General features: G+C 72.7%; 18 protein-coding genes. 11 read left to right on the forward strand and 7 right to left on the reverse strand.

Annotated features, from left to right (window positions below; all coding sequences use genetic code 11):
* The first annotated feature begins 21 nt into the window (after positions 1 to 21).
* From AB0K14_RS20960 to AB0K14_RS20975, 4 genes are read left to right on the forward strand one after another with little or no spacing between them, the layout of a single operon-like run.
* Positions 22 to 615, forward strand: coding sequence for a sigma-70 family RNA polymerase sigma factor (locus AB0K14_RS20960; protein ID WP_360451753.1), 594 nt, complete (start codon positions 22 to 24; stop codon positions 613 to 615).
* On the forward strand, positions 608 to 1864 hold the full coding sequence (locus AB0K14_RS20965) for a hypothetical protein (RefSeq protein ID WP_360451755.1): 1257 nt from the start codon (positions 608 to 610) through the stop codon (positions 1862 to 1864). The genes AB0K14_RS20960 and AB0K14_RS20965 overlap by 8 nt, the downstream gene beginning before the upstream one ends.
* A gap of 33 nt (positions 1865 to 1897) precedes the next feature.
* Entirely contained in the window at positions 1898 to 2818 is a 921-nt protein-coding gene (locus tag AB0K14_RS20970; protein WP_360451757.1) for a PfkB family carbohydrate kinase, read from the forward strand.
* On the forward strand, positions 2815 to 3555 hold the full coding sequence (locus tag AB0K14_RS20975) for a 5'/3'-nucleotidase SurE (protein WP_360451759.1): 741 nt from the start codon (positions 2815 to 2817) through the stop codon (positions 3553 to 3555). The genes AB0K14_RS20970 and AB0K14_RS20975 overlap by 4 nt, the downstream gene beginning before the upstream one ends.
* On the opposite strand, the gene AB0K14_RS20980 is transcribed toward AB0K14_RS20975, so the two are convergent.
* The 7 genes from AB0K14_RS20980 to AB0K14_RS21010 all read right to left on the reverse strand — a co-directional run bounded on the left by AB0K14_RS20980 (position 3552) and on the right by AB0K14_RS21010 (position 12993).
* Positions 3552 to 3689, reverse strand: a complete 138-nt coding sequence (locus tag AB0K14_RS20980) for a hypothetical protein (RefSeq protein WP_360451761.1) — start codon at positions 3687 to 3689, stop codon at positions 3552 to 3554. The genes AB0K14_RS20975 and AB0K14_RS20980 overlap by 4 nt on opposite strands.
* 125 nt (positions 3690 to 3814) lie before the next feature.
* Positions 3815 to 6070 carry a cellulose binding domain-containing protein gene (locus AB0K14_RS20985; RefSeq protein ID WP_360451763.1) on the reverse strand — a complete coding sequence of 752 codons (2256 nt, stop codon included), beginning with the start codon at positions 6068 to 6070 and terminating at the stop codon, positions 3815 to 3817.
* 194 nt (positions 6071 to 6264) lie between these two features.
* Positions 6265 to 7302 carry a substrate-binding domain-containing protein gene (locus AB0K14_RS20990; RefSeq protein ID WP_360451765.1) on the reverse strand — a complete coding sequence of 346 codons (1038 nt, stop codon included), beginning with the start codon at positions 7300 to 7302 and terminating at the stop codon, positions 6265 to 6267.
* Between the two features lie 150 nt (positions 7303 to 7452).
* A complete protein-coding gene (locus AB0K14_RS20995; protein ID WP_360451767.1) occupies positions 7453 to 9477 on the reverse strand; it encodes a bifunctional aldolase/short-chain dehydrogenase in 2025 nt (674 codons plus the stop codon).
* Between the two features lie 47 nt (positions 9478 to 9524).
* Entirely contained in the window at positions 9525 to 10673 is a 1149-nt protein-coding gene (gene rhaI / locus AB0K14_RS21000) for an L-rhamnose isomerase (RefSeq protein ID WP_360451769.1), read from the reverse strand.
* Positions 10674 to 10748: 75 nt separating this feature from the next.
* Positions 10749 to 11069 (reverse strand): L-rhamnose mutarotase, encoded by a 321-nt coding sequence (locus AB0K14_RS21005; protein WP_360451804.1) that lies wholly within the window; start codon positions 11067 to 11069, stop codon positions 10749 to 10751.
* Between the two features lie 85 nt (positions 11070 to 11154).
* On the reverse strand, positions 11155 to 12993 hold the full coding sequence (locus AB0K14_RS21010; protein ID WP_360451771.1) for a DUF6807 family protein: 1839 nt from the start codon (positions 12991 to 12993) through the stop codon (positions 11155 to 11157).
* 274 nt (positions 12994 to 13267) lie between these two features.
* Here AB0K14_RS21010 and AB0K14_RS21015 point away from each other — a divergent pair, with 274 nt between their 5' ends.
* The 7 genes from AB0K14_RS21015 to AB0K14_RS21045 all read left to right on the forward strand — a co-directional run bounded on the left by AB0K14_RS21015 (position 13268) and on the right by AB0K14_RS21045 (position 20881).
* Positions 13268 to 15550 (forward strand): rhamnogalacturonan lyase, encoded by a 2283-nt coding sequence (locus AB0K14_RS21015; RefSeq protein ID WP_360451775.1) that lies wholly within the window; start codon positions 13268 to 13270, stop codon positions 15548 to 15550.
* Between the two features lie 21 nt (positions 15551 to 15571).
* A complete protein-coding gene (locus tag AB0K14_RS21020; RefSeq protein ID WP_360451777.1) occupies positions 15572 to 16303 on the forward strand; it encodes a carbon-nitrogen hydrolase family protein in 732 nt (243 codons plus the stop codon).
* Positions 16300 to 17190, forward strand: coding sequence for a DUF4231 domain-containing protein (locus AB0K14_RS21025; protein ID WP_364338498.1), 891 nt, complete (start codon positions 16300 to 16302; stop codon positions 17188 to 17190). The genes AB0K14_RS21020 and AB0K14_RS21025 overlap by 4 nt, the downstream gene beginning before the upstream one ends.
* Before the next feature lie 182 nt (positions 17191 to 17372).
* The gene (locus AB0K14_RS21030; protein ID WP_360451781.1) at positions 17373 to 17987 is read left to right on the forward strand and encodes a hypothetical protein; all 615 of its coding nucleotides are present in this window, start codon (positions 17373 to 17375) and stop codon (positions 17985 to 17987) included.
* The gene (locus AB0K14_RS21035; RefSeq protein ID WP_360451783.1) at positions 17987 to 19099 is read left to right on the forward strand and encodes an MFS transporter; all 1113 of its coding nucleotides are present in this window, start codon (positions 17987 to 17989) and stop codon (positions 19097 to 19099) included. Before AB0K14_RS21030 ends, AB0K14_RS21035 begins: the two co-directional genes overlap by 1 nt.
* A 665-nt stretch (positions 19100 to 19764) precedes the next feature.
* Positions 19765 to 19995, forward strand: coding sequence for a hypothetical protein (locus AB0K14_RS21040; RefSeq protein ID WP_360451785.1), 231 nt, complete (start codon positions 19765 to 19767; stop codon positions 19993 to 19995).
* Entirely contained in the window at positions 19988 to 20881 is an 894-nt protein-coding gene (locus AB0K14_RS21045) for a tyrosine-type recombinase/integrase (protein ID WP_360451787.1), read from the forward strand. The genes AB0K14_RS21040 and AB0K14_RS21045 overlap by 8 nt, the downstream gene beginning before the upstream one ends.
* The last annotated feature ends 123 nt before the right edge of the window (positions 20882 to 21004 follow it).

Consider the following 21004-nt stretch of genomic DNA (forward strand, 5'->3'; position numbering starts at 1 on the left):
GAAGCCGAGCGGGGTGGTGCGTTGACCGACGCCCCCGGCGTCGGTCCACCTCCCGAGTCGGACGCCGAGCTGTGGCGGGCGATCGCGGCCGACGGACCCGGGGCGCACGCCGCGTTCACCGAGCTGTTCCAGCGGCACGCCGAGGCGGTGTGGAACTACGCCTACCGGCTGACCGCGTCCTGGGCGCAGGCCGACGACCTGCTGTCGACCGCGTTCCTCAACGCCTGGCGCACCCGCGGTGCGGCGGTGCTGGCGCGGGACTCCGCACGGCCGTGGCTGTTCACCGTCACCGCGCGCCTGGCGCGGGACGAACGACGCGCCGGCAGGCGGCTGACCGCGTTGCTCCAGCGGCTGTCCCGCACGTCCGCCGAACGCGACCACGCCGACGCGGTGGTGGACGGCGACTTCGCCGAGCGCCGCCTGCGCCGCGTGGTCGAGGCCGTCGACCGCCTGCCCCGCGCCGAACGCGAGGTCGTGCGCCTGTGCCTGCTCGGCGAGGTCTCCACCGCCGACGCGGCCCGGCTGCTCGGCATCGCCGAGGCCAGCGTCCGCGCCCGGACGTCCCGTGCCCGTGCCCGGCTCCGCGAGCTGATCAAGGAGGATCCCGATGCCTGACCTGGACGTGCCACCGGACAGCCCGCTGCCCGACGGGGTGCGTGCCGCCGCGCTCACCCGCCTGCGCGCGGGGCTGGACGCACCTCCCCCGCGCCGCCTGCCGCTGAGGATCGCCGCCGTCGCGGTGGCCGTGGTCACCGCGACCACGCTGGCCGTGCAGCTCACCGGCCGCGAGGACCCGACCACGGCGACCTCCTCGACCGCGCGCGAGGTCCCCGAACTGCGCCACCAGGTCGCGGTCGCCTTCTACGACCTGCGCACGGGTTCCGCCCCGGACGGTGCGGAGCAGCGCTGCCGGGCCCGGTCGAGCGGGCCGCCCGCGGCCGAGCGGTGGACCCCGATCGCCACGGCTTCCCGGCACCGGGTGGACCTGACGGCGTTCCGGACGGCCGAGGGGACGGTGTTCTGCGAGACGACCCCGATGTCGGTCACCGTGTCGTCGCCGCAGGCCGATCCCGGCGCGCTCGCCGTCGCGTTCACCACGGCCACCGGGTCGATGGCGGGGTTCACCGGCTCCGACGCCCGTTCGTTCAGGCTCGTCCCCCGGACCGACGAGCAGCGCGGAGGCGCCGTCGTGGCGCGTGCGGACCGAGTGTTCCTGATGCCCAACGGCCTCGTGTCGGACGGGGTCGTCGCCCAGCCGGAGGTGACCACCTCGGCCGAGCTCGTGCAGGGGTTGGAGCTGGCCACGCCACCGCCGTCCGGCACGGTGGTCGACCGGTCGGTGATGGTCGAGGACATCCACCGCCCGGAAGGTCACCGGCTGGCCGAGTGCCTCGCCGACCAGTCCCCGCCGGTTCCCGACGCCTCCGCCTGGCGGGCCGGGCAGGCGGCCGGCCTCACCGCGACGGAGTCGGTGCGGCTGGGCCACTACCACGACCTGCTGGCGCTGTGCCGGGAGGACGGGACCGTCACCGTGCACGACTTCCGGCGTCCCGGCGCACCGGGGTCCGCCGGGACGTCCGTGACCGGCAGGACCCTGCGCGGAGTGCGGATGTTCTACGGCTTCGCCGAGGTCACCGAGGGCGGCGCCACGTACCGCGCCTCGAACACCGAAGCCCTGGTCGCCGAGATCACCGACGTCCGGGTGGCGACGGTGACCCTGGTCGGCCCCGGCCAGGCGGGGATCACGGTCGGACCCGTGGCCGGCTCCGTGGTGGTGCCCGGCCTCCGGTCGGAGGACCGGGACGTGCGGATCGTCGTCGAGGACGCCTCCGGGACCGTGCTGGAGGAACTCCCGCTCGGGTGATTCGATCACGGCGGAACCGGGTAGCTGTCCGTCATGCCCGGTCGAGTAGTGGTATTCGCACCGTCCCCCGAGTTGACCATCACGGTGGAGGAGCTGGACGGCACGCCCGACATCCACATCCACGCCGGAGGGCAGGGGGTGTGGATGTCGCGCATGATCGAGTCCCTGGGCGCCGAGGTGGTGCTGTGCTCGGCGTTGGGCGGCGAGACCGGCCAGGTGTTGCGGCACCTGATCGGGGTCGAGCTGAAGGCGCGCGACGTCGCCGCCCGCAACGGCGGGTACGTGCACGACCGGCGCGACGGCGGGCGCGACCAGGTGGTGCGGATGCCCGCGGACCCGCTGTCCCGCCACGAGCTGGACGACCTGTACGAGATGACGCTGGTCGAGGCGCTGAACGCGGGCGTCGCGGTGCTCAGCGGACCCGCCGCGCAGGACACCCCGGTGCCCGACTCGGTCTACGAGCGGCTCGCCAAGGACCTCCGCGGCAACGGCTGCCGCGTGGTCGTGGACCTGTCCGGCGCACGGCTCGCCGCCGCGCTCGCGGGCGGACCGGAGGTGGTGAAGGTCAGCCACGAGGAGCTGGTGTCGGACGGGCTCGCCGCGTCCGACTCGCTGCCCGACCTCGTCGGGGCTTGCCGGAAGGTCGCCGAGTCGGGTGCGAGCACGGTGGTCGTGTCCCGCGCCGCCGAGGAGACCCTCGCGTGCGTCGACGGCGCTTTTTACCTGGTGGAGGTGCCGGAGCTGAGCCCGGTCGACACGCGCGGCGGCGGCGACTCGATGACCGCGGGCCTGGCCGCCGGGCTCGCCCTGGGCAGGTCCGTGGAGGAGTCGCTGAAGCTGGGCGCGGCCGCGGGCGCGGTCAACGTGACCCGGCACGGGCTCGGCACCGGCAGCGGTGACGTGGTGCGCGAGCTGGTCGAGCGGGTGCGGCTGCGCCCGTGGGAGGACGCATGAGGGTGCTCATCACCAACGACGACGGCATCGACTCGCCGGGACTGATCGCCCTGGCACGCGGTGCGGTGGCACACGGGTGGACGACCGTGGTCGCCGCGCCCGCGCGCGAGTCCAGCGGTACGAGCGCCGGCCTGACCGCCGCCGAGGACGACCGGCGCGTCGAGGTGCGACGGCGCGAGCTGCCCGGACTGCCGGACGTGCCCGCCTACGCGGTCTCCGCGCACCCCGGCTTCATCGCCCTGGTCGCGTCCCAGGGCGCGTTCGGCGACCCACCGGACATCGTGCTGTCCGGCGTGAACCGCGGTGCCAACGTCGGCCGGGCGGTCCTGCACTCCGGCACCGTCGGCGCCGCGCTGACCGCCGCGATCAACGGCGCACGCGCGATGGCGGTGTCCCTGGACGTGGGGCTCGACCCGGACGTCACGCACCACTGGGACACCGCCGTCGCGGTGGCCGCCGGGCTGTTCGACCGGGTCGCGGCCCTGGCCCCCGGCGCGGTGCTCAACCTGAACGTGCCCAACCACGCCGAGGTCGGTGCGCCGAGGCGCGCGGACCTGGCCGAGTTCGGCGCGGTGCGGACCAGGGTCAAGGACACCGACGACGGCGGCATCAGGCTCGCCGCCGTGCTCTCCGAGGAGGCGCTGTCACCCGGCACCGACGCGGCTCTGCTGGCCGAGGGTCAGGCGACCGTCACGCCACTGCGTTCGGTCGCCGAGGACCCGGACATCGAGGTCTAGTCCTCCTCCACGCGTTCCGCGGCGGCCTCGGACTGCTCGCCGTCGGACCGGCCCAGCGCGTCCTCGGCGCCGTTGACCAGGTCGGGACCGCCCCACTGGCGCCCCTCGGACTGGCCCAGTCTGTGCTTGCCCATGGTGTGACCTCCCTCGATCCCCGGACTGGTACCCACTGTCAGTGGGGTTCACACCCCGAATGGCCGGTGGCCTACCTCCGAGTGAGGTAGGCCACCGGCAACGCGCTGTGATCGGCGGACGGGCGTCAGCCGGCGTAGTGCACGTCGGGCCACGGCGGGGTGACCATGCCGCTGCCGATGTGGAAGCTCGGGTGCGGCGGCTGGTTGTAGGCCGTGTTCTGCCACGCGATGGCGACCCGGTACATGGTGTCGTGCATCAGCGTGGGGATGCGGCGGTCGGTCTGGTTGGGCGTGGAGTAGATCCGCAGCGCGGAGTTGTCCGAGGTCCGCCAGACGACCTCCTCGCGCCAGTCGCCGAACAGGTCGGCGGACAGCGCGGGGGTGGCCTTGGTGCCGTTGTTCGAGGCCACGCCGGACCCGGTGAGCAGGCGGGTGTCGCCGCTCGTGCCGTACTTGTCGATCCGGGTCTGGTCCAGCAGCTCGCGGGACGGGTCGCCGTCCCACCAGATCAGGAAGTTCGCCGAGGACGGCTTGCGGCCGATGCCGGTGCCGCTCGGGTTGCGCAGCTGGCTGTCGGCGTTCGACCACGACTCCGCACCGGCGCTGCCGGCGTGGATGTCGGCCGACACGCCGCGGCCGTTGTCGCTGCCCGACGCGGTGGTCCACAGCCGCTGACCGGTGCGGGCGTCGGCGAACCACGAACCGGGCTTCGAGGAGTCCTCCGAGACCTTGAAGTACTCCAGGCCCGGACGGGACGGGTCGAGGTCGCCCAGGTGGCCGGCGTCTCCGTGCCCGAGGCCGGTCGTCCACAAGCCTCGGCCGTTGTCATCGATCATGGCCGCGCCGTAGGCGATCTCGTCCCGGCCGTCCTGGTCCACGTCGCCGATGCTCAACGAGTGGTTGCCCTGACCCGCGTACCCGCCGTTGCCCGAGGCGTTGGAGTCGAACGTCCACCGCTTGGTGAGCGTGCCGTTGCGGAAGTCCCACGCGGCGATCACCGCGCGCGTGTAGTAACCGCGGGCCATGATCAGGCTCGGTCGGGCGCCGTCCAGGTAGGCCGTGCCCGCCAGGAACCGGTCCACCCGGTTGCCGTAGGTGTCGCCCCACGAGCCGACGTTGCCGCGCGGCGGGTCGTAGTTCACCGTCGACATCGCCGCACCGGTCTGACCGTTGAACATGGTCAGGAACTCCGGCCCGGTCAGGATGTAGCCGGACGAGTTGCGGTGGTCGGCGCTCGCGTTGCCGATCACCGTGCCGCGACCGTCCCGCGTGCCGTCGGCGGTCTTCATCGCGACCTCGGCCCGGCCGTCACCGTCGTAGTCGTACACCTGGAACTGGGTGTAGTGCGCGCCCGCCCGGATGTTGCGACCCAGGTCGATGCGCCACATCCGGGTGCCGTCGAGCCGGTAGGCGTCGATGAAGACGTTGCCGGTGACGCCGGACTGCGAGTTGTCCTTGGCGTTGTCCGGGTCCCACTTCAGCACGAACTCGTAGTCACCGTCGCCGTCCAGGTCGCCGACGCTGGCGTCGTTGGCGACGTAGCCGCTGCCCGGCGACTGGATCGGCACGTCCCGGTAGCCGGAGCCGAACGCCAGCGACGTGGGCGACGCCGGCTGTTCGGCCCCGTTCACCACGGCGCGCACGGTGTAGGAGGCATCCGCCGCCGCGCCGCCGTCCAGGAGGTTCGTCGAGGACGTGATGGGCGAGGCGTTGACCTTGGTGCCGCCCCGGTACACGTTGAACCCGACGTTCTGCGGGTCACCGGCCAGCAGCCGCCAGCTCACCAGGTTGCCGCTGCCCGACCGCACGCTCACCACGCCCCGGTCCAACCGCTCGACCTGCTTGCGACCGGTCGGGTCCGACTGGCCGGGACCCGTGGTGGTCGTCGTGGTCGTGGTCGTCGTGGTGGTAGTGGTGCTGGTCGACGTGGACGTGGAGGTGGAGGTGGTCGACGTCGGGTCGACGCCACCCGTGCACGTGGTGCCGTTGAGGGTGAACGTGGTGGGCGTGCCGACCACGTCACCGGTCACCGACCCGTTGAAGCCGAACGACGCCGTGCCGCCGGTCGGGATCGACCGGTTCCAGTCCACGTTGGACGCCGACACGCTCGCGCCCGAGGCCGCGAACGTCGCGTTCCAACCCTGGTCGAAGCGCTCGGAGCCGGGGAACGACCAGGCCAGGGTCCACCCGTCGACCGGGTCGCCGAGGTTCCTGATCGTGACGTTCGCGCTGAACCCGCCCTGCCACTTGTTCTGCACCACGTAGTCGACCCCGCAGCCCGGGGCCGCGGCCGCCACGCCGGCGATCAGCAGGCCTCCGGTCAGTGCGCTGATCGCCGTAACGGCAGCGATCGCCCGCACTCTGAACGAGTTGGTGAGCACCGTTGCTCCTTCGTCGCAGATTGTCTGGGAGCGCTCCCAGAAGTGATCCGGGTAACGCCCTCGCCCGCCACATGACAGCACCGCCACCGAGCCGCTGTCAAGGATGAAACGATTCATTCCGGCTCGCCTTCAATGGCGCAGACGAGTAGCGCGACCAGGTCAGAGGAGGAATGAAAAGGTTCAACTACCGGTGTTCACCTGGCACGGCGGCGCGGCCGCTGCACCCGGCGGCTCGACTCGCGCACGACCAGTTCCGGCGCGAACAGCACGTGCTTGTGCTCGTGCTCGGCGGGCGTCATGGTCTCCGCGATCACCAGCTCCGCGGCCGTGCGGCCGATCAGCTGGCGTGGTTGGCGCACCGAGGTGAGCGGCACGGCCGCGGCGGCCGCGAAGTCGATGTCGTCGTAGCCGACGATGGCGATGTCCTCCGGCACCCGCACGCCCGCCCGCACCAACACCTGCAGCACGCCCAGCGCGAGCAGGTCGTTGGCGCAGAACACCGCGTCCGGCCGGGCGGAGCGGGCCAGCAGCTGCTCGGCGGCGCGCTGCCCGGAGACCACGTTGAGCGCCGGGACCTTCAGCTCCTCCAGCACGCTCTCGTCGCGGCCCGCCTTGCGCACGGCGTCCACCGCGCCCTCGTGCCGCTGCCGGGCCTGGTGGATGCGCGACGGCCCGTTGACCATCACGATCCGCTCGTAGCCCTCGGCCAGCAGGTGCGTGACCGCCAGCTCGCCGCCCGCCCGGTCGTCCACGGCCACCGCGCACAGCCCGGGGTCGGTGGTCGGGTGGTCCAGCAGCACCACGGACATGCCGCGCTCGCGCAGCCGGTGCACCGCGGCCAGGTCCGTGTCCACGGGCGTGATCAGCACGCCGTGCACCCGCTGCTCGGCCAGCAGTTCCACGTGCCGCGCCTCGCGCTGCGCCGACTCGTCGCTGTTGCACAGGATCACCGCGTGCCCGGCCTCGCTCGCGGTGTCCTCGACACCGCGGGCGACGTCGGTGAAGAACGGGTTGCCCACGTCGAGCACCACCAGCCCGATGGCGCGCGGCGTGCCCGAGCGCAACTGGCGGGCGGCGTCGTTGCGGACGAACCCGAGCTCCTCGATCGCGCCCATGACCCGGTCGCGGGTCGCCGGCGCGACGACCTCGGGGCGGTTGAGCACGTTGGAGACCGTGCCGACCGACACCTTGGCGCGCGTCGCCACGTCGCGGATGCTCACCGGTGCCACCAACGCGCCTCCTCGGCGGGCTCAAGGTCTGGAGAAGACGACTCTAGCTGCCGGTACCGCTCCCGGTCCGGCACAACGCGCTTCTCATCCTAGCCCGCCGCAACCTGCGTTAAATCGTTTCACCCTCCCGGACCGCGCGGCCCATCGCCGCGATCATCGCAGGAACGCGGCTGCCACACCCGCGTCCACGGGGACGTGCGCACCGGTCGTGTGGGACAGCTCGCCCGCCGTCAGCGCGAACACCGCGTTGGCCACGTGCTCGGGCAGCACCTCCCGCTTGAGCAACGTCCGCTGCGCGTAGAAGGCGCCGAGCTCCTCCTCCGGCACCCCGTACACGGCGGCACGCTGCGCGCCCCAGCCACCGGCGAAGATGCCCGAGCCGCGCACCACGCCGTCGGGGTTGACGCCGTTGACCCGGATGCCGTGCTCCCCCAGTTCGGCCGCGAGCAACCGGACCTGGTGGGCCTGGTCGGCCTTGGCCGCGCCGTAGGCGACGTTGTTCGGCCCGGCGAAGACGGCGTTCTTCGAGGCGATGTAGACGATGTCGCCGCCCATCCCCTGCTCGATCATCGCCCGCGCCGCCGCCTTCGCGACCAGGAACGACCCGCGCGCCATCACGTCGTGCTGGAGGTCCCAATCGCGCGCGGTGGTCTCCAGCAGCGGCTTGGAGATCGACAGCCCGGCGTTGTTGACCACCAGGTCCACCCCGCCGAACGCCAGGCACGCCTCGCCGACGGCGGACGTGACCGCTTCCTCGTCGGTCACGTCCGCCACCGCGGCCACGGCGGTGTCCGGGCCGAGTTCGTCCGCCACGGCCCGCGCCGCGTCGGCGTCGACATCGGCGACGGCCACGCACGCGCCCTCGGCGGCCAACCGCAGCGCGATGGCCCGGCCGATGCCCGAGCCCGCGCCGGTGACCAGGGCGACCCGGGTGGCCAGCGGTTTCGGCGCGGGCATCCGCCGGAGCTTGGCCTCCTCCAGCGCCCAGTACTCGATGCGGAACTTCTCCGCCTCGTCGATCGGCGCGTACTTCGACACCGACTCCGCGCCGCGCATCACGTTGATCGCGTTGACGTAGAACTCGCCCGCCACGCGCGCGGTCTGCTTGTCCTTGCCGTAGGAGAACATGCCGACACCGGGCACGAGCACGATCGCCGGGTCCGCGCCGCGCATCGGCGGCGAGTCCGGTGCCGCGTTGCGCTCGTAGTAGGCGCGGTAGTCCTCCCGGTACGCCTCGTGCAGCTCGCGCAGCCGGGCCGTCACCTCGTCCAACGGCGCGGTCGGCGGCAGGTCGAGCACCATCGGCCGCACCTTGGTGCGCAGGAAGTGGTCCGGGCAGGACGTGCCGAGCGCGGCCAGCCTCGGGTGCTCGGCGTGGGCCAGGAAGTCCAGCACCACGTCGGCGTCGGTGAAGTGGCCGACCTGCGGGCGATCCGTGGACGCCAGGCCGCGCAGCAGCGGGGCGAGCGCGGCGGCCCGCGCGCGGCGTTCGTCGGCGGGCAGCGGGTCGTGCAGCCTCGCGCCGAACGGGTCCGGCCTGCCGCGCGCGGCCAGGAACCCGGTGGCCCGCCGGATGATCTCCTGTGACCGCTCCTGGCACTGCGCGGAGGTCGCGCCCCACGCGGTGATGCCGTGCCCGCCCAGGACGACGCCGATCGCCTGCGGGTTCTCCCGGGCGATGGCCGCGATGTCCAGGCCCAGCTGGAACCCGGGGCGGCGCCACGGCACCCACAGCACCCGGTCGCCGAACACCTCCTTGGTCAACGCCTCGCCGTCCGCCGCCGCGGCCAGCGCGATGCCGGCGTCGGGGTGCAGGTGGTCGACGTGCGCGGCATCCACCAGGCCGTGCATGGCCGTGTCGATCGACGGCGCCGCGCCGCCCCTGCCGTGCAGGCAGTAGTCGAACGCGGCGACCATCTCGTCCTCGCGGTCCACCCCGGGGTAGACGTCCACGAGCGCCCGCAACCGGTCCAGCCGCAGCACGGCCAGGCCGCGCTCGGTCAACGTGCCCAGGTCGCCGCCCGAGCCCTTCACCCACAGCAGCTCGACCGGCGCGCCGGTGACCGGGTCGGTCTCCACGCCCTTGGCCGAGGTGTTGCCGCCCGCGTAGTTCGTGGTCGCGGGGTCCGCGCCCAGCTCGTGCGAGCGCGCCAGCAGTGCCTGCACCTGGTCGTTCATCCGATCGCCCCCTCCGGCGGAGGTCGTCTGATTGCCTCCGGCGGAGGTCACGCGCCCCACCCCGCCTGCTCGCCGCCCACCCGTTCCGCCACGATCCGCTCGCCGTACCCCGAGCGGGCGTAGGCCGCCATAGGGTCCGGGTCCAGCCCCATGTCCTCGCGCACGGACGCCACCAGCGGGCGGACGTCGGTGTTGAAGGCGTCCATGATCACGGCGTTCGCGCCGAGCACGTCACCGGCCAGCTGCGCCGCGGTCAACGCCTCCCGGTCGACCAGCAGCGCCTTGGCGGTGGCCTCCTGCACGTTCATCACCGACCGGATCTGGCCGGGGATCTTCGGCTCGATGTTGTGGCACTGGTCGAGCATGAACGCCACCCCCGACTCGACCGCCAAGGCGCCGCCGTGCACGACCTCCACCATGATCCGGAACAGCTGGAACGGGTCCGCCGAGCCGACCATCAGGTCGTCGTCGGCGTAGAAGCGGGAGTTGAAGTCGAACCCGCCGAGCCTGCCCGCGCGCAGCAGCACCGCGACGATGAACTCGATGTTGGTGCCCGGTGCGTGGTGGCCGGTGTCGACCACGACCTGCGCCCGCTCCCCCAGCTCCAGGCAGTGCGCGTACGCCGTGCCCCAGTCCGGCACGTCGGTGGTGTAGAACGCGGGCTCGAACAGCTTGTACTCCAGCAGGATCCGCTGGTCGGGCCCGATGCGCTCGTAGGTCTCGCGCAACGCCTCGGCGAGCCGGTCCTGGCGGGCCCGGATGCTGTCCTGGCCGGGGTAGTTGGTGCCGTCGGCGAACCACAGCTTCAGGTCGCGCGACCCGGTGGCGTCCATGATGTCGACGCACTGCAGCAGGTGGTCGACCGCCTTGCGGCGCACCGCCGGGTCGGGCGAGCACACGCTGCCCAGCAGGTACGCGTCGTCCTGGAAGACGTTGGCGTTGATCGTGCCGATCGCCACGCCCTGGTCCTCGGCGAACTTGGCCAGCTCGGCGTAGTCGAGCACCGCGTCCCACGGGATGTGCAACGCCACCGAGGGCGCCACACCCGTGAACCGGTGCACGGTCGCGGCGTCCGCGACCTTCTCGTGCGGCGTGCGCGGCACACCGCGTTGGGCGAAGACCTTGAACCGGGTGCCGGAGTTGCCGAACGCCCAGGAGGGCAGCTCGATCCGCTGCCCGGCCAAGGCCCGTGCCACCCCACCCGCACCGGGCGATCGCGATCCTGTTCCGGTCGATCCTGCTTGGGCGTCCACGCCGGACTCCTTACCTGCTCAGTCGAGGTGGAAGACCTCGGTCAGCGGCCTCATGGCCTCGTCGGGCTGCCTGCCGTCAAGCGCGGTGAAGAACTCGGCCATCTCGGCCTGCCACCGGTCGTTCACCTCGCGGTCGCGCATGCCCCGCTGGGCAGCGTCCCAGTCCGGGGTCTCCAGGTAACCGACGAGCAGCCCGTCGTCGGCCAGGAAGAGGCTGTAGTTGCCCCACCCGGTCTCCCGCAACGCCTCCCGCATCTCCGGCCACACCTCGCGGTGCCGATCCCGGTACTCGTCCAGCCGCTCCGGGCGCACCCGGAGCAGGAAGCAGACACGTCGCACGCCGACCTCCGGGGGAATGAAACGTTTCATACGACGCTATTGTTGCGCCGCAAAGCTTGTCAATGCTCTGGACCACTCCGCTGCCTCACGGGGCGCGCACACCGTCGTAGAACGCCACCCGCACGGTGATCTCCCGCTGCTCCCCCGGCCCCAGCACCACCGGCGCGTCCCAGGCCAGGGCGGACCCGATGCCCACGTACTGCCGGACCCGCACGAACCACGGGTCGGTCGGACCGGACACCACGGCGGTCCACGGTCGTCGGTTCGTGGTGCGCGCCGGGTCGCCGACGACGACCGCGAGCCACGGCGCGCTCCGGCCGTTGACCTCCTCCTCGCCGACGCCGTCGGGGGTGTAGACCCGCACCGAGAGCGGGTCGAGGTCGGGCAGCCGCCAGAACCAGCCGCCGTAGCCCGCGCCCTCTCGGCCCTTGCTGCCGGGGCTGTGCAGCACCACGTCGTCCTCGGCGGTCAGCACGCTGGTCCACTCCAGCTCCCAGCCGCCGGTCACCGGCCGGCGCCGCACCCGGCGGTGTTCGCGCAGCAGCACGGTGCCCGCCGAGTCGCACCAGGCCAGCCTGCCGGGACCGGTCTCCTCGACCCGACCCAGCTCTCCCGGCACGTACCCCTCCCCCGGCACGTAGTTGCGCCCGCCCCACAGGTTGACCCCGTTGACGTCGGGCAGGGCGAGACCGATGCCGCGGTGCCAGGGGTGGTCGTCCGGGTGCTCCCCGGTGACCACCATCCCGCCGAGGGTGCGCACCGGGTGCAACGCGGGTCGCGGCACGACCAGCGGCAGCCGCACGCCGTCCCAGCCGTACCCGGCCACGCCGGCCAGCGGTGACCACGGCACGTCCAGCTCGGCGAACGTGCGCAGGTGCTCGGCGGCCTTGGCCACCACGTGGTCGACGCCGTCGACGTCCACCCGCTTGCCGTTGCGGCGCAACCAGGCGGGGTCGATCGGCGCCGGGTCGGGCGCGGTGCGGACCGCCTCCAGCACCCTCATGAAGGCGCCGGTCGCGGCGAGCGGAGCGTTCAGCGGCACGCCGGGGTCGCCGAGGTGGTCCAGCAGGTTGCGCAGCGGCGAGTCGTGCCGGTACCGCTCCTCGACGCCGTCGATCACCAGCCGGTGCTCGGTGTAGTGCAGCTCGGCGCGCTTGCGGCTGCCGTGCACGATGAGCACCGGTTCCCGGACGACCTCGGCGCACAGCGTCACCGCGACCACGACGACCGTGCCGCGGCCGGTGCGCAGCCGCAGGCACGAGGTGTCGTCGGCCTCGATGGCCCGCGAGCGCAGCAGCTCCAGCTCGATGTCGTGCACGTCGTCCACACCCGTGCTGCCGTCCAGCGCCAACGCGGTCGCGACGCCGTGCGCGAACGGGTTGGTCAACGCGCCGTCCACCACCGGCACGCCGTCCAGCGTGCGACGGCCGGCCCACGGGGCGCGCGTGTAGTAGTTGTCGTCACGCGACCACGTGCCTTGCACGCCGATGCCCCGGATCTCGCCCAGCACGCCCGACCGCATCAGCCCGGCCAGCCGGTGCACCGCGTGCGAGCCGAGGCTCTGGAACCCGACCTGGACCACCCGGCCCGCGGACCGGTCGACCAGCTCGCGCCAGTCGGCCAAGGTCGGGGTCGGCGGTTTCTCCAGCAGCAGGTGCCGGCCGGCGGCCAGGACCTGGTGCGCCAGCGGCACGTGCGTGTGCATGGGCGTGGACACGATGCCGATGTCGGCGTCCGCCATCAGCGCGGACAGGTCCTCCCGCACCGGGCGGTCGCCGATGAGCCGGCGGGCTTCGCCGTCGAGCGGGCCGACCTCGCACACGCCGGTGAGCCGGACCAGGCCGGACGCCTCCAGTGCGGCGATCTCCCGCAGGTACAGCCGGCCGTACCCGGAGGCGCCGGCGAGCACCACCCGGGGCGTCACCGGCGCTCCACCGCGTCCGCGGCGCCCGGCAGCCCGCCCGGCAGCGCCACCACGGCCGGCGCGCCGACCACCAGCACCGCGATCGACAGCACCTCGGCCTTCACCCTTCGGTTGAATCGGTTCAAACAACCTAGGTGAGCCCCATCCCGGCGTCAAGGCTCGTGTTCCACCGCCGGAACCCGGCCGCCATCCACTCTTGCCAAGAGAGTTGAAACGGTTCATCGTGTGGCCTCGTCACGCACCTCGCGCACTGTCGCGCCCTTGGAGGCCGCCGATGACCCGCGTCCGACCCCTGCCCGCCGTCCTGGCGGCACTAGCGCTAGTCCTGACCGCCTCGCCCGTCGCGGCGTCGCCCGAGGTGGCGTCGCCCGACGGGGCTTCGCACGACCGTCCGCGGCTCGAACGGCTCGACCGCGGCCTGGTGGCCGCCCGCACCGACGGCGGGGTGTTCCTGAGTTGGCGGCTGCTGCGCCACGAGGTCACCGGCCACACCGGCACCGGCCTGGCCGGTCCGGCGTTCGCGGTCTACCGCGACGGCCGCCGCATCGCGACGGTCACCGACAGCACCAACTACCTCGACCGCGAAGGCGGCGGGGAGTACCGGGTGGCGCCGGTGGTCCGCGGCCGCCAGGGCGAGGCGAGCAAGCCCGTGTCGCCCTGGTCCGCCGGCTCCTACGACCTGCCGCTGCGCAAACCCGCCGACGGCGTCACGCCGACCGGTGAGGCGTACACGTACTCGGCCAACGACGTCAGCGTCGGCGACGTGGACGGCGACGGCGGGTACGAGTACGTGGTGAAGTGGGACCCGTCCAACGCGAAGGACGTCTCGCAGGTCGGGTACACCGGGCCGACCTACGTCGACACGTACCGGTTCGACGGCACCTTGCTGCACCGCGTGGACCTCGGCGTGAACATCCGCTCCGGCGCGCACTACACGCAGTTCCTGGTCTACGACTTCGACGGCGACGGCCGGTCGGAGATGATGATGAAGACCGCGCCCGGGTCGAAGGTCACGACGTACGACCGGCGCGGGAACGCGGTGTCCGAGCGGTACGTGACGATGCCGCGCGAGGACGTGCGGGCCGGTTTCTCGCACGGCGACGACTACCGGCTCAGCCCCGCGGGCTACTACGACCACGTGGTGGAGATGTTCCGGGGCTGGCACGCGCACCCCGAGGTGGTGGCGGGCCGGTGGCCGGCGACGTTGGAGCAGGCGTTCGGCATCGAGCCGCGCTACGCCTACCCGTTGTCCGATGTGGACGCGAGGGCGTTGGCCGACCACTTCGTCGACGTGTACGCGCCCGGTCGCAGCACGCGCAACAACCTGCGCGCGTTCGCCGGTTTCATCGTCGACGGCCCGGAGTACTTGACCGTGTTCGACGGCAGGTCGGGCCGTGAGCTGGAGACGGTGCGGTACGAGCCGGGTCGGCACGACGACGGCCTGATGTGGGGCGACTACGCGATGAGCCGGATCGAGCCGGGCAACCGGGTGGACCGGTTCCTGGCCGGGGTCGCGTACCTGGACGGCAAGCGGCCGGCCGCGGTCTTCGCCCGCGGCTACTACACCCGCACGACCCTGGCCGCGTACCGGTGGAACGGCCGCAAGCTGGTCAAGGACTGGTTCGTGGACAGCGGCTGGGTGCAGATGAGCAACCCGTTCAACTACCCGGTGCACGGCAAGGACGGCACGTCGCCGACGCACGGCGGGCTGGCCACGCAGGGCGCGCACTCGTTGAGCGCGGCGGACGTGGACGGCGACGGCAAGCAGGAGATCGTCTACGGCGCGTCGACCATCGACCACGACGGCGAGGTGCTCTACCACTCGTCGGACGTGCTGCCGCCGGGCAGCGCGAACCCCGGCGCGGTGGCGCGGCTCGGGCACGGTGACGCGTTGCACGTGACCGACATCGACCCGGCCCGGCCGGGGCTGGAGATCTACATGGTGCACGAGGGTGCGACCTCGGCGCCCTACGGCTACGCGCTGCGCGACGCGGCCACCGGCAAGGTGGTCTACGGCGGGTACACCGGGCGGGACACCGGGCGCGGCATGATCGGCGACGTGCTGCCGGACGAGCCCGGGCTGGAGACGTGGGCGTCGCTGCCGGGCGGCACGGACGCGGCGGGGCTGTGGTCGGCGGACGGGCGTCCGCTGTCGACGACGATCCCCGGCACGAACGCGAGCATCCGCTGGGCGGCGGACCTGACCACGCAGATCGTGGACGGCGCGCAGGACGTGACGCCGACGATCAAGGACTGGCGGCGCGGCACGCTGCTCACCGCCGAGGGCACGCGCACCAACAACCACACCAAGGGCAACCCGTCGCTGGTGGCGGACGTGCTGGGCGACTGGCGCGAGGAGCTGGTGGTGCGCACGGCGGACAGCTCGGCGTTGCGGATCTACCTGAGCACGGAGGTCACCGGCCACAAGCTGTACACGCTGATGCACGACCCCCAGTACCGGGTCGACGTGGCGCGTCAGCAGACCTCGTACAACCAGCCCGCGTACACCGGCTTCTACCTGGCGTCGGACGTCGATTGGGCGAAGGTGCCGCGTTAGGGGTGGGGTTAGGGTGCGGTGGTGATCACCACCGCACCCCTCACCATCGCTGTGGCCCAGCCGCGCTGCACCCCCTACGACGTGGCCGCCAACGTGGCGGCGCACGCGGAGGCGGTGCGCGCGGCCGGGGCGCGGGTGGTGGTGTTCCCGGAGCTGTCGTTGACCGGGTACCACTTCGACGCGCCCGTGGTGCCGTTCGAGCTGGTGGAGCCGCTGGTGGCGGCGTGCGCGGAGACGGGGGCGGTGGCGCTCGCGGGTGCGCCGGTGGCGGGAGCGCACATAGGTGTGGCGCACATCGGTGTGCTGGAGGTGTCCGGCGCGGGTGTGCGGGTGGCGTACCGGAAGATGTGGCTCGGCGGTGGGGAGCCGACGCGCTTCCGACCGGGTGACGCGCCGGCCGTGGTCGAGGTGGACGGGGTGCGGCTGGGGCTGGCGGTGTGCAGGGACACCGGTGTGCCGCGGCACGCGGCGGACACGGTGGCGTTGGGCGTGGACGTGTACGTGGCGGGCGTGTTGGAGCACTCGCGGGACTGGGGCGTGCTGGACGCGCGGGCGCGGCGGGTCGCGGCCGACCACGGTGTGTGGGTGGCGGCGGCGAGCTTCGCGGGCTCGACGGGTGAGGGGTACGAGTCGGCGGCGGGTCGTTCGGCCGTGTGGGACCCGTCCGGTGGCATGATCGTCTCCGCCGGCGCCGAGGTGGGCGCCGTGGTGCGGGCGGTGATCCCGGCGGGCGCGACGGACGGGGCTTCATGACCGGGGAGGGGCGGGGCGTCATGACCGACGCCGATCTACCCGGTCTCGTCCGCGAAGCCGACGACGCGTCGCGGCGCGGCCAGCGGTCGGCGCTCCGGTTGACCCGGACCCGGCTGCTCAGCGCCGTCGCGGCGGGTCTCTTCGCCGCGTTCGACACGAAGGTCCACGACGACTTCTACCCGTGGTGGACGCTCGCGATGGTGGCGTTCGCGGTGGCGTTGGTGGCGGGGATCATGCTGTGGTTCCAGCAGCCCGAACGCCGCTGGTACGCCGGGCGCACGGTCGCCGAGGAGATCACGACTCTGGCGTGGCGGTACGCGGCGGCGGGCGCGCCGTTCCCGGCCGACGTGGCGCGGCCGGAGGCGTTGTTCCGGGAACGCGTGGTCGAGGTGGTCGAGCGGGGCGAGCAGCAGTGGCCGCTGCGCGGCAGCGACACGTCCGTCACGCCGGCGATGACCGCCATGCGGGCGGCGCCGTTCGAGCAACGCCGGTCGGCATACCTGGAGAACCGGATCCGGCGGCAGCAGCAGTGGTACGCGGAGCGGGCGGACACCAATCGGACGCGGGCGACGCAGTGGCGGGCCGCCTTGGTCGTCGGCGAGGTGGCGGCCGTCGTGCTCGCGGGTGGGCGGGCGTTCGGTGAGTGGTCGCTGGACCTGTCCGGCATGTTCGCCGCGGTCGTGGCGGGTGGCGCGGCGTGGCTCGGGATGCGGCGGCACTCGACGCAGGCGACGAGCTACACATCGGCGTCACGGGCGTTGGTGCTGGTGCTGGTGAAGCTGGAGGACGCCGACGAGGCGTCGTGGCCCGAGGTGGTCGCGGAGGCCGAGGAGCTGATCGACCGGGAGCACCGGATGTGGTTGGCGTCCCGGCCGGTGGACAGCTGATCGGCGGTCACGCCCGCATCGGGCTCGGATCCGAGCATTCCTCACTTTGTCCACAGTGGAATTAATGCGCGATCTTCTACGTCACCCGACCGATGTTTCCGCATCAATGCGGCCTCATCGTGGGTGCATCGCACCGACGCCCGCACAACGACGTGTGCGGCCTCACCGGAAGGTGCACCCCGATGATCAATTCAGCACCCGCCGCCCACGCGGACGAGGCAGGGGCCCGGGCCGAGACCATGGCCCGGTTCCTGCGCGACGTACCCGTCCCCTTCACCCGCGTGCTGTCCCTGTGGGTGGGCTACCGCCTGCGCCGCGACCCACGGCAACCCGACACCCGCCACCACCTCACCCCTCGTCAAGCGCACCTGCTCGGCTTACCCCCGCACGCGGAGGTGACCCGGCGCGAGGGCTACCTGGTCCCCCACCTCGGCGACAGCGGCCCGCGCCTGGCCGCGATCACCGCGCTGGTGCACCAGCGCGGCCTCGAACTGGACGAGCCCGGCCGCGAGGAGCTCGGCCGCGGCTACACGCCGCTCGGCATGCTGGTCACCGGCGCCCGCCGGGCCACCCACTTCGCCACCACCACCCCGGCGCCCGACGACCCCGACTTCGCCGACCCGCTGCCCGACGACCCCGACGACGTGCCCGCCCTGTGGTGCCAGGCGACCCTGCTCAGCGCCGGCAGACCCGTGGCACTGGTCCGCGAGACCGTCTACCGGGTGGCGTTCACCGGCCGCCGCCCACCCGACCTGACGCCCTACCTGACCCCGGCGCCGCCCCGACTGGTGTCCTGATGCGCTCCCGGACCTGCGCGCTCGCCGCGACGACCGTGGCGGCGGGGTCCAGCGGGTACGTGGTCGCGGCGGTGCTCACCGAGGTCGCCGCCGACCACGGGGTCACCACCGCCGCGGCGGGTCAGACGATCACCGCGTTCGCCCTGGCCTACGCGGTCGGCTCGCCGGTGCTGGCGATGCTCACCGCGCGGTTCGAGCGGCGGTCCCTGCTGGTGGCCGCCCTCCTGGTCGCCGCGCTGGGCAACGTCGGTGCGGCGTTCGCACCGACGTTGGACCTGCTGCTGGTGGCGCGGGTGGTCACGGCGTGCGGTGCGGCGGTGGCCACCCCGGCGGCCACGGCGGTCGCCGCGCAGCTCAACCCGGACCACAAGGCGAAGGCGATGGCGGTGGTGACCGCCGGGCTGACCGCCGCGACGCTGCTCGGCGTGCCGGCCGGGCGGTTCGTCGCCGACCGGCACGGCTACCGGGCGGCGTTCGTGCTGGTCGCGGTGCTGTGCGTGGTGGCCGCGCTGGTCGTGCGGTCCGCCGTGCCGCGGGTGCGCCCCGGCCCGGTGATCGGGTTCCGGCAACGGCTCGCGCCGCTGGCCGACCCGCCCGTGCAGCGGCTGCTCGCCGTGTCGCTGCTCGCGTGCCTGGCCACGTTCAGCGTCTACGGCTACCTCGGCCCGATCACCGGCCACCCGCCCGACGGCGGTCACCTGCTCGCCTACGGCGTGGGCGGGGTGGTGGGCAACGCGATCGGCGGGATGGCCGCGGACCGCCACGGGCCCAGGACACCGCTGCTGGTGGCGCTGGGCGGCTGCGCCGCGGTGCTGGTGCTGCTGCCCGCCACGGTGGCCGGCCCCACCGGGTTCCTGGTGATGGCCGCGTGGGGCGCGTTGTTCTGGGCATTCAACCCGCCCCTGTTCGCGGCCCTGGTGGCGGTGGACCCGGATCGGGCGAACCTCCTGCTCGCCCTGAACGCCTCCGCGATCTACACGGGCATCGCGGGCGCCGGTGTGCTCGGCGGCGCGCTCGACGCCCCGGCCGTCCCCCTCGTGGGCGCCGCCGTCGCCGTCGCGGCCACCGCGATCGCCGCCACGACCGGGGAGAGAAGGTTGGTGACGCGCTGATCGACGCGATCCGGGTTAGGTTGCCCGCATGGCCGGAAAGGTACCTTCGGTGGAGCTGGAGGTCGGGGACCGCACCGTGCGGATGTCAAACACGCGAACGTGGGATCGGTCCCACCGCATGTGACAGCACAGCCGACCTCCGGAGGCACCTGCCGGCCGGTGCCTCCGGTGTCCCCTCCGGCGTCCCCTCCGGGGGACGGCGCTCCGCGTGGGGGTCGCTGTGGGTGATCGGATCGTCCCCGGCTTCGCCTTCGGCGCCCCGCCGGAACCGGACTGTCCCCCACCGGACCCGCATCCCCGGGGACCGGATCCCGACGACGGCGTCCCCGTGCACACCCCTGGTCCCCTCAGGCGCAGGGGTGTGGACCTGAGGCGGACCGCGGCGCCGGATCCCGGTGGGTTGCCGGTCCTGCGCGCCCAGCCGCCGGCCCACCACGCCATCCGCGCCTTCGACGGAAAGGGCCGGATCACCGATCAGGCTCTGTTCGGCATGCTGGAATGGCTCCCTCGGATGCCGGTGACGATCCGGGTGCACGACAGCGGGTCCCTGGTGGTGCGTCGGGATCCGCGTGGCGGGTCGGTGTTGACCGAGCGGAACATGGTCGCGGTGCCGGCCCGGATCCTGCGCTGGGTGCGGGTTCGGCCAGCGGGAACAGGTGCTGCTTGTGGCGGTGCCGTCGCTGTCGTCACTGGTGATCCACGGTCGGGAGACGCTGGAGCGGGTGTTGCCGGACCCGCGGCAAATGGTGGCCGAGGTCCATTCGGTCGGCGAGGCGGTGTCGCTGTCCGGGACGTCGCTGTCCGGGACGTCGCTGTCCGGGACGCCGCTGTCCGGGATTGCGGGTGCGGCGGACGCTGTCGGGGCCGACCCGGGTCCGGGGGTGACCGGTGGCTGAGGGGCCCGTGATCGGTGGTGCGGCATCGGGGCGGGACATCGACCCCGGGGATCTGGCGGCGGCGCGACATCTGTTGGAGCGGATGAACCTGACCCCCGCCGATCTTGCCGGCGATGTGGTGGGGCCGACGTTCGCGGAGTTGGTGCCCGAGGTGGTCAAGGCCATGCCTGCGGGTTCCCGGCGGACTTATCGCGGATATCTGGACAGGCTGGTGGCGGAGTGGGGTCCGTGTCGTCTGCACGAGTTCGACGCGGGCGATGTGACGCGTTTTCTGGAGGGTGTGCGGGAGAGTGCGCTCGTGCGGCGGTCGTCCATCGGCGGCGGCGGGGCGGCGTTGCATGCCTATCACGCGTTGACGTGGTTGTACCGGTATGCGGTGGAGCATGGGTTGATCGGCGTGCGGCAGAATGTCGTGAATCGTGTGTCCATACCGGCCAGGGGTGAGCCGCGGCGTTTTGCCTTGAGTCCGCAGCTGATCGCGGACATCACCGCGGTCGCGCGTAATACGGGCCGGGATCCGGCATTGGATGCGTTGTTGTTGCGGTTCCATTTGGAGACCGCGGCACGTACGGGTGGTGCGCTTGCGCTGCGGTTGCGTGACCTGGATCCCGATCAGTCGTTGGTGCGGTTGAGGGAGAAGAATTCGACGCAGCGGTGGCAGCCCGTGTCGCCGACGTTGATGGAGCATCTGCTTCACCATGCCCGTGAGCGGGGTGTCCGGGACGGGGACGAGATGGTGTTGCGGTATGCCAATGGCAGTCGGTTGGGCAGGGCGCGGTATGAGACGTTGTGGCTGCGTGTGGGCCAGTATGTCGAGAGTGTGCGGTTGTTGGGTGTCAGCACTCATTGGCTGCGGCATACCACGGTTGGGGTTGACCCGTTTTGACGGACAGGGTCGATGAGTGTGGTCAGGCTGAACCGCCCCGGGTTCGGTGGAGACTCGATCAGTTGACTGCTCCAGCCGGGGTTGGCTGGTGTTGACGGTAGTAGACGGCCTCGACTTCGGTGG

Origin of the sequence: Actinosynnema sp. NPDC050801, from assembly GCF_040673975.1 — a bacterium.
In the GTDB taxonomy this organism is placed as follows: domain Bacteria; phylum Actinomycetota; class Actinomycetes; order Mycobacteriales; family Pseudonocardiaceae; genus Actinosynnema.

What these genes read in the sequence shown, in the direction of transcription:
- AB0K14_RS20965 (WP_360451755.1), top strand. Translation starts at nt 608, where the DNA reads ATGCCTGACCTGGACGTGCCACCGGACAGCCCGCTGCCCGACGGGGTG.
- AB0K14_RS20970 (WP_360451757.1), top strand. Translation starts at nt 1,898, where the DNA reads ATGCCCGGTCGAGTAGTGGTATTCGCACCGTCCCCCGAGTTGACCATC.
- AB0K14_RS20975 (WP_360451759.1), top strand. Translation starts at nt 2,815, where the DNA reads ATGAGGGTGCTCATCACCAACGACGACGGCATCGACTCGCCGGGACTG.
- AB0K14_RS20980 (WP_360451761.1), bottom strand. Translation starts at nt 3,689, where the DNA reads ATGGGCAAGCACAGACTGGGCCAGTCCGAGGGGCGCCAGTGGGGCGGT.
- AB0K14_RS20995 (WP_360451767.1), bottom strand. Translation starts at nt 9,477, where the DNA reads ATGAACGACCAGGTGCAGGCACTGCTGGCGCGCTCGCACGAGCTGGGC.
- AB0K14_RS21015 (WP_360451775.1), top strand. Translation starts at nt 13,268, where the DNA reads ATGACCCGCGTCCGACCCCTGCCCGCCGTCCTGGCGGCACTAGCGCTA.
- AB0K14_RS21025 (WP_364338498.1), top strand. Translation starts at nt 16,300, where the DNA reads ATGACCGGGGAGGGGCGGGGCGTCATGACCGACGCCGATCTACCCGGT.
- AB0K14_RS21030 (WP_360451781.1), top strand. Translation starts at nt 17,373, where the DNA reads ATGATCAATTCAGCACCCGCCGCCCACGCGGACGAGGCAGGGGCCCGG.
- AB0K14_RS21035 (WP_360451783.1), top strand. Translation starts at nt 17,987, where the DNA reads ATGCGCTCCCGGACCTGCGCGCTCGCCGCGACGACCGTGGCGGCGGGG.